Below are 9,484 nucleotides of genomic sequence, written 5' to 3'. Positions count from 1 at the left end.
CGCTAACCCCACCCACCACCCCTCCAGCGCACCCCTAACAACACGCTGACACAGGGACAACGAGCCCCGGACCACACATCCGGGGCTCGTTCACGCACCCACCCGCACGTCGGCCGGGATCCGCTCCAGGACTCCGCCCGCGAACACGTCGTACAGAGGCAGCGTCTCCAGATGGACGTAGCCGATGTGACAGTCGCAAGCCGCCAGGGGGCAGGCACGTGGGCGCAGCGCCCGCCGGTAGGAGCCGTCGTACAGGTTGCCCAGTTCCGACCGGACGAAATGGCAGCGGCGCACCGTGCCCTCGCCGTCCACCGAGATGACGGACTCGCCGGTACGACAGGGAAGACCGGCGCTGCGATGCGGATGGCGGCTGTACGGGAAGAGGGGGTCGAGAGCGGTCCACTGGTCGGCCTCGGCGTCGGTGTACACGTGCCCCTCGGCGGCGTTGACCCACAGGTACACCTGCTCGGGGAGGTCGGCGCGCAAGCGGCGCGCCTCCCGCAGGTGCTCGGGAAACCCGACGACGCCGACACTGTGGCGGACACCGCGGGCGGCCAGATCCCGGCACTTGGCCAGGAAGCGCTCGTACGGAGTCTGCCCGGGGTGGAAGGTGCACCACAGGGCGAGCGTGTCCAGGTCCGCCGTGCCCAGCCACTCCGTACGGCAGCTGAGATTGGTCTGGATGGCCACCCGTCGGATGTGCGGAAGCCGGCTCAGCTCCGCGAGCGTTCGCCGGTACCAGGACCGCACCAAGCCCTCACCCCACGGAGTGAACAACAGGGAGAGCTGGTCGTCCGACTGCGCGGCCGCCCAGGCCGCGAAGCGCTCCAGAGCGGCGCGGTCGGCGGTCAGCTGGGCGCGGTTGTCCCTGCGCTTGGCGAAGGGACAGTACGGGCAGTCGTAGTCGCACGAGGCGAGCGGGCCGCGGTAGAGAACGGTGAGGTCCATGCGGCGCGGTCACCTCGGCCCGTACGCGGCCATGCGCTCACGCACGGCGATGGAGAACAACTCGGGTCCCAGCGCGTCGGAGTAGGCCAGTCCCTCGGCCGACAACCGCAGCACCTCCGGCCCGGTGGAGTCCTCCAGCCAGCCCTGTTCGCGGAACCGGTCGAGTTCGGCGGCGAAGTCCTGGCCCGGCTCGATGCCGAACCGGGTCCGGTACTCCGCGATTCCCATGCCCTCGGCCTGCAGCAGCGACTGGAGCAGATGGCGGCGCCGGGTCTCGTCCGCGTCCATCTCCCAGCCGAAGTCGGCGTGACGGAAGTCGTCGGTCGAGCGGGCGGTGTACTCGTCGATGATCGCGCGTATGCGGTGCATGTCCACCGCGTAGTCGAAGGAGTAGTGCAGCGCGGAGGTGTAGGAGCGGGCGCCGCAGCCGAGACCGACCATTCCGTCCGTCTGGCACGCGTAGTCCTCCCCGCCCGTGGCCGGGGCGTCCGCACGGCGGAACATACGCATCGACACCTGCTCGTAGCCGTGTGCGCGCAGATGATCGCGGCCGTGGCGGTAGAGCCGAAGCCGCTGCTCGTCCCATGCGGCCTCACCGGCGAGCTGGTCGCGATGCCGCCCCAGTCCGGTGAGCGGGCGCACATAGAGGGGATACAGGTATAGTTCCTCCGGCCTCCAGGACAACGCCGCGTCGAGCGAGTGGGTCCAGGACGCCTCGGTCTGCCCGTCGATGCCGTAGATCAGGTCGATGTTGAGGACGGGGATGTCGGCGTCACGGACTCGGGCCAGGGCCGCTTCGACGTCCGCGCGGCGCTGCGGCCGTACGGCCTTGCGTGCCTCGGCGTCGACGAAGCTCTGCACGCCCAGGCTCAACCGAGTGGTGCCGCGCTCGGCCAGCACGGCGAGCCGGTCGGCGGTGGCGGTGGCGGGCGATGCCTCCACCGACAGCGGTATGGCGGTGAGATCGGCGCCCAGGCCGCGTTCGGCCAGATCGCACAACCGCTCCAGCTCCCCGGCGTCCAGAAACGTCGGAGTTCCGCCGCCGAAGGCCGCGTTGGCGAATCGCGCCCCCTCTCCCAGCGCCTCGCGCACCGCCGTGGCCTGACGCTCCAGCGCGTCCAGATAGGCCGTGGACAGGCCGTCCGGCGCGCCGATGCGGGTGAAGAGATTGCAGAAGCCGCAGCGCACCTCGCAGAAGGGGATGTGGAAGTAGAGCGAGAGGGCGTCCTTCGGCTCACTCGCCCACAGGTCGCGCAGCGACGCGTCCTCCCGGCGCAGCGGGCGGTACGCGGTCTTGTGCGGGTACGCGTAGACGTACTGCTGGTAGGGGCGGACGGCTGGTGCTGTCGTGCTGGTGGTGGTCATCGGTCCTCGTCGACGAAGAAGTGGGCGTAGGGCACGGTCCAGACGACGTCATGGCCGATCCGGTGACCGCTGTAGCCGTCTTCTCCGTAGGCGGTGCCGTGATCGGAGCAGACGATGGCCAGGCAGGGGCGTCGGCTTCCGGCGGCCGACAGGAGCCGTCCCATGTGCAGGTCCACGTACTCCAGCGCCGCGGCGTGGGAGGCGCGGGTGTCGCCCGCGTCGCGGGTGGCCCCGGCGAGATGGAACCAGTTGGGCTGGTGCAGAGCCGACACGTTCACGAAGAGGAACAGGCGCTGCTCATGAGGAAGTCCGGCGACGACCTTCTCGGCGCAGGCCACCTGCGCCTCGAAGGACGTGGGAGAGGCCACCCCGAACTCCGGCTCCCAATGGCTCTCCTGGAACAGTCCCGGCAGCACGGAGCCCAAGGGCCCCTGCTTGTTGAAGAACCCCACCCCGCCGATGCAGACGGTGCGGTAGCCCGCGGCGGCCAGACCCGACACCAGGTCGGGAGTGTCGTAGACGTAGGTGTTGCCCGCGGTGGTCTCACTGCCCGCGAAACGGGCCGCGAAGAGCCGCGGGTGCGGCCCCGGTTCGGCCGGCGTCGGCAGAAAGCCCGCGAACATGGCCTGGTGGGAGGCGTAGGTGAAGCTGCCCGGTGCGTGCCGGCGTTCCCAGCCGCCTCGGGGAAGATGCCTGCCCAGGTTCGGGAGGCGCCCGGCCGCCGCCAACTCCTGCGCCACGTCGTAGCGGAGGGTGTCCAGGGTGACGAGCAGGAGGTCGTGGCTGCCCACGATCTCGCTCATGTCGATTTCCACGTCAGGATCCACGTCACGTTCCACGTCAAGTTCAGGGTCGGGCAGTGATGTCATGAAGGTCCAGGGCAGGCGGGTCTGTCACGGCGGTACTCCTCGCGGGCCGCTCGCCGGGCGGCCGTCGGTGCCGCGGCGACCTGCGCGGCGTAGGTGTCCAGGCCCTCGGCGCCGCTGCCGGGCAGCCCGGTCAGCCTGGGCAGCAGGTCCCCGAAGGCGTTCACCTCACCGACGGTGAAGCGGCGCCAGCCGGTGGACGGCAGGACGTCCACGCCGACACACAGCGTGCCCGGGAAGCACGCGGCCGCCCGCTCGGCCGTGTCGAGCACGTCGGCGAAGTCGCCGCCCGCCGCCCTGATCGCCTCACGTGCCTCGTCCAGGTCGCCTCGGGCGCCGCCGAGATGCAGATTAGTCATCGGGTGACGGCTGGTCCGTATCACGGCGTGCGTGGCACGGCCCGCCACCACGACGACCCGCAGATCGGCGGACCGGCCCCTCAGGGAGGCCTTGGGCACCCACCATTCGACATGGATCCCGTCCGGGGCCAAGGCGTCGACGAGGGCGGCCACCTCGCTCTCCCGTGTGTAGGCCCGCACCCGCAGCGAGTTGTGCAGGTGCCCGTCGGGGGTGGTCTCCACGGAGGTGGTCGCCTTGACCCGGCCGGGCCCCGCCAGCGCCAACGCCACCACCCCGGAGGCCGACGAGCCGTGTGCCGGTTTGACGAAGGCCCGTGAGATGCGGGCGGCGCTCAGTTGCTCCCGGAGCGATGCCCACCCGTCCACCGGGCCTGCCAGGGCTCGCGGGACCGGGACACCCGCGGCGGTGAGCCGGGCATGGCATCGCCGCTTGTCGAACATGACGGCGACGTCCTCCGGGTCCGCGCATGTCACCGCGCCGGCACGGTGCGCCGCGTCCGTCACCTCTCGCACCGCCGCCGTGAAACGGCGGTGCCACACGGCTGTCCCCTCGACCCGGGTGGGGTCGTCGACGCCCCGCAGCAGCCGGTCGACCTCGGCGTTCTCACCCGGGGAGTCGATCCGCACCACCTCGCCCGGTGTGAAGGCGTACCGGCCTCGCAGGACGTCGAGCCACGCCACCACGCGCGGGGGCGTGTGGCCCGCCGCCATGACGGCCTCGGCGAACATCGTGGTCCGCCGGTTCTCGGGATTGCCGACGACGGCGAAGCGAGGGCCGGCGGCCTTCGCCGGGCTATTCGGAGACGGCGACATAGCGCCACTCCTCGTCCCGCCAACGATGCGGAGTCTGACGATCGGAGAGCACCACCTCGGCTCCGGCGGAGCCGACGGACGCGCGGACACGGTCGGCGACGGCGTCGCTCAGGTAGTGGTGGTGCAGGTCCAGCCGCGCGAGGTGGTGCAGCGGCTGGCCGCCGAGCAGGGCTTCGGCACCGGTGTCGGTGAGGGTGCCCAGGGAGAGGCTCAGCGACTCCAGTTGCGCCACCACCGGTGCCGAGGCGACCGATGCCGCTATCTCGTCCTGCAACTCGCTGTTCTGCAGGCCGAGATGGCGCAACGTCGGGAAGCGGGCCCCGGAGAGGACCGGTGCGAGATCGGCCACCGTCGCGTCACCGCCGTACTGCTCGACGCCGAGCCACAGCTCCAGACGTTCCAGAGCGGGCAGATCGCAGGCGCCGATGGCCCGTACGACCTGGCCCGGCAGTCCACCCGACTCGAACCGCAGCACGCGAAGCGCCTCATGGCGCACCGGATGCAGCGACAAGGACTCCTCGCCCAGCCCCTGGGAGTCCCCGCCGCGGACGACGAACTCCCGCAGCAGGGGAAACGCCGTCAACACGGGCGTGACGTCGGTGAGCTGGAGCCAGGAGATCTCGCACTCCTCGCCCACGACATCGGCGAGGAACAGGGCACGGAGCGCGGGGAAGCGCTCCGCGTCGGCCACGATGAGCTCCAGGGCCGGGCGCAGTTCGCTGTACTCGTCGTCCCACCAGGGGCCGATGACCAGAGCCCGTACGTCCTTGCTCGCCACCTGGGCCGTGAAGGCCTCCCACAACTCGGGGAACGGGAGCTCTCCCGCCTCGTAGCAGTCGAGCCGCCAGGCCACGTCGCCGGCCTGGGGAAGCGTCTGGTCACCCGGCTCGGGGAGGGGGAAGACGGGCAGGCCGTGGAACGTGTCGAAGCGGTCGGCGTGGGTGAAGGTCATGACGGTCTCATTCCGCTACGGCGGTGTATCGGTGGACGACGCCTTCGTCGTCCTCCCAGAAGTCACCGGGTTCGGAGAGGTCGATGTCGACTCCTGACGGCTCCAGCGCCGCCCGTATCCGTCCGGCGACCGGCTCGGTGACGAAGTTGTGGTGGAGGTCCAGCCGTTTGAGGTGGGTCAGTGGCTGGCCGCTGAGCAGGGCCTCGGCACCGGTATCGGTGAGCACCCCGAGGGACAGGTCGAGTGAGCTCAGCTGGGCGACGAGGGGGGCTCCGGCCACGGCGGCGGCGATCTCGTCCTGGATCTCGCTGTTGCACAGCCCGAGATGGCGCAGAGCGGGAAAGCCGCCCCCGGCGAGGATCGGCGCCAGGTCGGCCACCGTCGCGTCGCCTCCGTACTCCTCCACGCCGAACCACAGGACGAGGCTCTCCAGCGCGGGCAGCTCGCTGGCCGCGACACCGCGCACCACCTCTCCGGGGAGGCCGCCCGCCTCGAAGCGGAGGCTGTTCAGGTGGGTGTGTCGGACCGCCGGGAAGCGCAGACCGGTACCCCCACGGATCCCGAACTCCTGGAGCAGGGGATAGGCCTCAAGCACCGGTGCGACATCGGACTGCTCGATCCAGGAGATCTCAGCCTCCTCCATCTCCAGGTCCCCGAGGAACACCGCCCGCAGTGACGTCAGCCGGTCACGGGCGTCCACGAGGCACCGCACGATGCCGCTGGAGTCGTTGTCGTACGGCTCGCCCCACTGCCCGACGACGATCGCCCGCACACCGGCGGGGTCGACGGAGCCGAGGAAGCGGTTCCACAGGTCGTCGAAGCCCTCCTGCGGGTTGTCCCCGTAGGGATCGACGCTGAGCCGCCAGGCCACGGCGCCGGCCTCCGGCAGTTCCTCGCGCGAGGAGGGGTCGGGGAAGTCGAAGGCCGCGAGGCCGTGCAGTTCCTGCAGATGCGCTACGTCGGACATGGCGTCGGCCTCCTGAGACCCGAACACGGTGAGTTACAAGCGATGTTCTACCAAGCCCCACTGACAATGCCGGCGACGGGTGGGCGCGGGCCGCGTTCCGAGGCGTTGTCAGACCCCCCGCGTAGCGTCGTGGACATCGATCGGCGAACGGCCGTCGGGGAGGGAGACACCTATGTACCGGCAGGGCGACGTCCTGATCGTGCCCGTCGCGCAGACGGCCGCGGCGCCGGAGGCGGACCGGCTGCCACGACAGCCCCGGGACGCGCGGGGGAGGCTCGTGCTGGCCCTCGGCGAGGTCACCGGACACGCCCACGCGGTGGTCGGCCCGGGAACCCTGTTCCGGGCGGTCGGACCGTTCTCGGCCGCCTACCTCCATCTTCCCGACGGAGGGCGGGTGGTGCACGAGGAACACGCGGCGATACCCCTGCCCAAGGGTTGGTACCGCGTGGTGAGGCAGCGAGAGTACGCGCCCGGCGCGGTCCGCGTCGTTGCGGACTGAGCCGGCGGGGGAGCGGAAGGGTGACGACGCCGATGGAGACCAGAGGGAAGGACCCGGTACAGATGGACATCGTGGGCAAGTGGCGCGAGGTGGCGGCCGCGACCGGCCCGGCGGACCGCACGGCCGCCGAGGAGGGGGTTCGCCTGGCCTACCGACTGGCGGGCCTGCCCGAGCCGGAGCGCATCGAGTGGGTGGGTTCGCCCCGCGAGGGGACGCGCAGGGCGGCGCTCCTCACGGCGCGGGGCGCTACCGGCCGCAGCGTCCGCGAGGAGGTGCGAACCCGGCCCTGGGCCGCTGTTCGGCAGCGTCTCCTCGACCGGCTGGGGCCCACCGGTTGGGCCGAGCACTGGACCCTGACGGGGGCGCACCTGTGGGACGGCGCGGTCATGCTGACCGAGCGCATACGCGCAGGCGTGGTCGAGGCGTCGCACCAGGAGGCCGGGGGAGAGCAGGCCGTCCGGATGGTTCTTCTCGACGCGGTCCTGGGCCAGCACGACGCGGCATGGCTGGCGGCCTTCGACGGTCACGACGACGAGGGGGCGCTCGACGGAGTCGCCGCTCTCGCCCGCTCGGCCGGCTGGTGGTGGCCGTACGAGAGGATCGCGGTCGTCTGCGAACGCCCCGTGGAACTGCACCGCGACGAGGCGGGCCGACTCGACCGGGGTGACGGCCCCGCGCTCGCCTTCCCCGACGGATTCGCGCTGTACGCCTGGCACGGCATGCCGGTCCCCGCCGAGTTCCTCGACGAGCTCGCCGGGCTCGATCCGAGGCGCATTCGAGAGGAGGAGAACGCCGAACTGCGCCGCGTGATGCTGGAACACTACGGCTACGACCGCTATCTGGAGGAGTCCGGGGCCGAGCCCGTGCAGCGTGACGAGGCAGGGGTGCTGTGGCGCATCGAACTGGACGGCGATGAGCCGTTGGTGATGGTCGAGGTGGTCAACTCCACCCCGGAACCCGACGGCACCCACCGCATCTACTGGCTCCGGGTACCGCCGAGGGTCAGGACCGCGCGGGAGGGCGTCGCATGGACCTTCGGGCTGGAGGAGGCCGACTACACGCCGGTGAGGCAGACCTGAACCCGGCCGCGAGAACCCGCGGCGGCCGGGCGGGACGCCGTCGGCCCGCCAGGTTCGGCCCGCCGGGCCGAGTCAGTGCCCCACGAGCAGTCCGGTTCCCGACACATCGGCCTCGATGCCGTCCTTGCCCACCGTCACGCGTTGAAGGCTGAGGGACCCCGTGGGCGGGCGGGGAATGTGGAGAGCGAAGGAGAAGTGGTCGGCGACCTGGGGGCGGGTCAGTTTGGTCAACGCGGTGAACAGGGACATGTCCAGGCCCAGCCGCTCGATGAGCTGGGGGTGAGCGAGCGCGGCGTCGGCGAGGTTCACGCGGGTCAGGGCGTGCAGGAAGCGGGGCGTGCCGGTGAGCCGGTGCAGCTTGTCCTCGTCGGTCAGCGCGGTGCGCACCACGTTGTCGGGCACACCGAGGCGATGCACGATCTCCGGGACGGCCAGCATGGCCTTGACCTTCGCCACCTCCTGGGTGAGACGGCGGGCCGAGGCGGCGGTGAGGTGGAGGCCCTCGGAGGGCTTGGTGCCCGGACGGTAGGTCGCGAGGTCGCCGATGTCGAGCCGTATGTCCTGTGCCGAGGTGGTGATACCACGCAGCCCGTCGCGCCGGATGCGGACGTCGGCCTGCGCGCGCAGGCCGCGGCCCGCCACACGCAGCGCGCCACGGGCCCGCACGCGGTCGGGGCCGTGCGGGGTGAAAGCCACCTGCGAGGCTCCGAGTTCCCGGTTCATGTCGGCGAAGGACAGCAGGACGCGGCCGTGCACCTGCCGAAGGAGCGCGCCACGGACCGCGGTGGGGCCGTCACCGTCGATGCGTACGTCGTTGGCGGTGGCGGTGACCTGGGTGAGGGCGACCCGGCCGGCGGGGACGTCGGGCACGGTGACCTGGACCGAGTCCAGGCGCTGCGCGGCCACCTGGGTGAGGAAGGGCAGGCCCCCGATGTGCACCTCGGGTGCCGCGGTCAGATGAAGGGAGTCCTTGAGCTTCTGGGAGGCCTTGTGCTCGGCGTAGAGCAGCGCCCAGCGGTCGGCCAGGACGGCGAGGCAGGCGAAGGTCAGCACCCAGACCAGGGCCTTGGCCATGGTGGGCAGGCCGGTGGCCCGGTTCCGGCGCCGGTTGGTGCGCCGGTGGTTGGGTGGGGACCAGGGCTCCCCGGCGTCGTCGTCCCGCATGCCCGCGGCGTCGTCCTCCGCGAGGAGGTCGCCCGGCGGCGGGTCCGCCAGCGCGGCCAGCTCGTCGTAGGGGCTGGGGCGTGGCGGAACCGTTCTGGGGAAGGGCACGTCCGAGGGAGCGCCATGATGCGTCTGTGTGTGGGGGGTACGCATCACACTATGTGATCATATCTCGCCACTTGATCCGAACGCATGACCAGAAGAGCGGCGTGACGTCACTCACGTCCTGGCGGTTCGTGGGCGACTCGGTCGTGTACGTCCCGAACGAGCCTTTGAGGCAAGTGAGTTGACCTCAACCGGGCGTGCGGGTGGCGACATGCGGTCCGGAGCACCGCCCGCGCGACGTGCTCTCCTGTGCCCCCCGCCCGGACATGGCCGGGGGGTGCCTCTATGTCCTTCGTCAAGGCACCCCTGTCGGGTTTGGGGTGATTCGGTCTTGCTGGGGTCATGCGGCGAGCTCGACGTCCGCGGG

9 protein-coding genes are annotated in these 9,484 nt (G+C 71.2%); 2 read left to right on the top strand and 7 right to left on the bottom strand.

The annotated features are described in order from the left end of the window. Positions 1–90 precede the first annotated feature (90 nt). The 6 genes from AB0C59_RS34590 to AB0C59_RS34565 form a co-directional block, all read right to left on the bottom strand. A complete protein-coding gene (locus AB0C59_RS34590) occupies positions 91–948 on the bottom strand; it encodes an STM4011 family radical SAM protein (RefSeq protein ID WP_363011791.1) in 858 nt (285 codons plus the stop codon). A 9-nt stretch (positions 949–957) separates the two neighbouring features. Then, positions 958–2,313 carry an STM4012 family radical SAM protein gene (locus AB0C59_RS34585; RefSeq protein ID WP_363011789.1) on the bottom strand — a complete coding sequence of 452 codons (1,356 nt, stop codon included), beginning with the start codon at positions 2,311–2,313 and terminating at the stop codon, positions 958–960. Further along, positions 2,310–3,116, bottom strand: coding sequence for an STM4013/SEN3800 family hydrolase (locus AB0C59_RS34580; protein ID WP_363011787.1), 807 nt, complete (start codon positions 3,114–3,116; stop codon positions 2,310–2,312). Before AB0C59_RS34580 ends, AB0C59_RS34585 begins: the two co-directional genes overlap by 4 nt. A gap of 62 nt (positions 3,117–3,178) precedes the next feature. Continuing rightward, a complete protein-coding gene (locus AB0C59_RS34575) occupies positions 3,179–4,351 on the bottom strand; it encodes an STM4014 family protein (protein WP_363011785.1) in 1,173 nt (390 codons plus the stop codon). Then, positions 4,332–5,303, bottom strand: coding sequence for an STM4015 family protein (locus tag AB0C59_RS34570; RefSeq protein ID WP_363011783.1), 972 nt, complete (start codon positions 5,301–5,303; stop codon positions 4,332–4,334). Before AB0C59_RS34570 ends, AB0C59_RS34575 begins: the two co-directional genes overlap by 20 nt. Positions 5,304–5,310: 7 nt before the next feature. After that, on the bottom strand, positions 5,311–6,270 hold the full coding sequence (locus AB0C59_RS34565; RefSeq protein WP_363011781.1) for an STM4015 family protein: 960 nt from the start codon (positions 6,268–6,270) through the stop codon (positions 5,311–5,313). A gap of 172 nt (positions 6,271–6,442) precedes the next feature. On the opposite strand from AB0C59_RS34565, the gene AB0C59_RS34560 reads away from it, so the two are divergent. After that, the gene (locus AB0C59_RS34560; protein WP_363011779.1) at positions 6,443–6,769 is read left to right on the top strand and encodes a hypothetical protein; all 327 of its coding nucleotides are present in this window, start codon (positions 6,443–6,445) and stop codon (positions 6,767–6,769) included. A gap of 62 nt (positions 6,770–6,831) precedes the next feature. Next, positions 6,832–7,848: a DUF6745 domain-containing protein gene (locus tag AB0C59_RS34555; RefSeq protein ID WP_363011793.1), complete on the top strand. Its 1,017-nt coding sequence runs from the start codon at positions 6,832–6,834 to the stop codon at positions 7,846–7,848. Positions 7,849–7,920: 72 nt separating this feature from the next. Here AB0C59_RS34555 and AB0C59_RS34550 read toward each other — a convergent pair whose 3' ends face one another. Then, positions 7,921–9,120 carry a DUF2993 domain-containing protein gene (locus AB0C59_RS34550; RefSeq protein ID WP_363011777.1) on the bottom strand — a complete coding sequence of 400 codons (1,200 nt, stop codon included), beginning with the start codon at positions 9,118–9,120 and terminating at the stop codon, positions 7,921–7,923. Positions 9,121–9,484: the final 364 nt, after the last annotated feature.

This window comes from Streptomyces sp. NPDC048664 (assembly GCF_040650555.1).
Lineage (GTDB): Bacteria > Actinomycetota > Actinomycetes > Streptomycetales > Streptomycetaceae > Streptomyces.
The sequence above is the reverse complement of the archived record's forward strand: the minus strand, read 5'-3'. Positions and strand labels throughout refer to the sequence as shown.

Coding starts and splice junctions, on each gene's coding strand:
- AB0C59_RS34560 (WP_363011779.1), top strand. CDS start 6,443: ATGTACCGGCAGGGCGACGTCCTGATCGTGCCCGTCGCGCAGACGGCC.
- AB0C59_RS34580 (WP_363011787.1), bottom strand. CDS start 3,116: ATGAGCGAGATCGTGGGCAGCCACGACCTCCTGCTCGTCACCCTGGAC.
- AB0C59_RS34575 (WP_363011785.1), bottom strand. CDS start 4,351: ATGTCGCCGTCTCCGAATAGCCCGGCGAAGGCCGCCGGCCCTCGCTTC.
- AB0C59_RS34565 (WP_363011781.1), bottom strand. CDS start 6,270: ATGTCCGACGTAGCGCATCTGCAGGAACTGCACGGCCTCGCGGCCTTC.
- AB0C59_RS34585 (WP_363011789.1), bottom strand. CDS start 2,313: ATGACCACCACCAGCACGACAGCACCAGCCGTCCGCCCCTACCAGCAG.
- AB0C59_RS34590 (WP_363011791.1), bottom strand. CDS start 948: ATGGACCTCACCGTTCTCTACCGCGGCCCGCTCGCCTCGTGCGACTAC.
- AB0C59_RS34570 (WP_363011783.1), bottom strand. CDS start 5,303: ATGACCTTCACCCACGCCGACCGCTTCGACACGTTCCACGGCCTGCCC.
- AB0C59_RS34555 (WP_363011793.1), top strand. CDS start 6,832: ATGGACATCGTGGGCAAGTGGCGCGAGGTGGCGGCCGCGACCGGCCCG.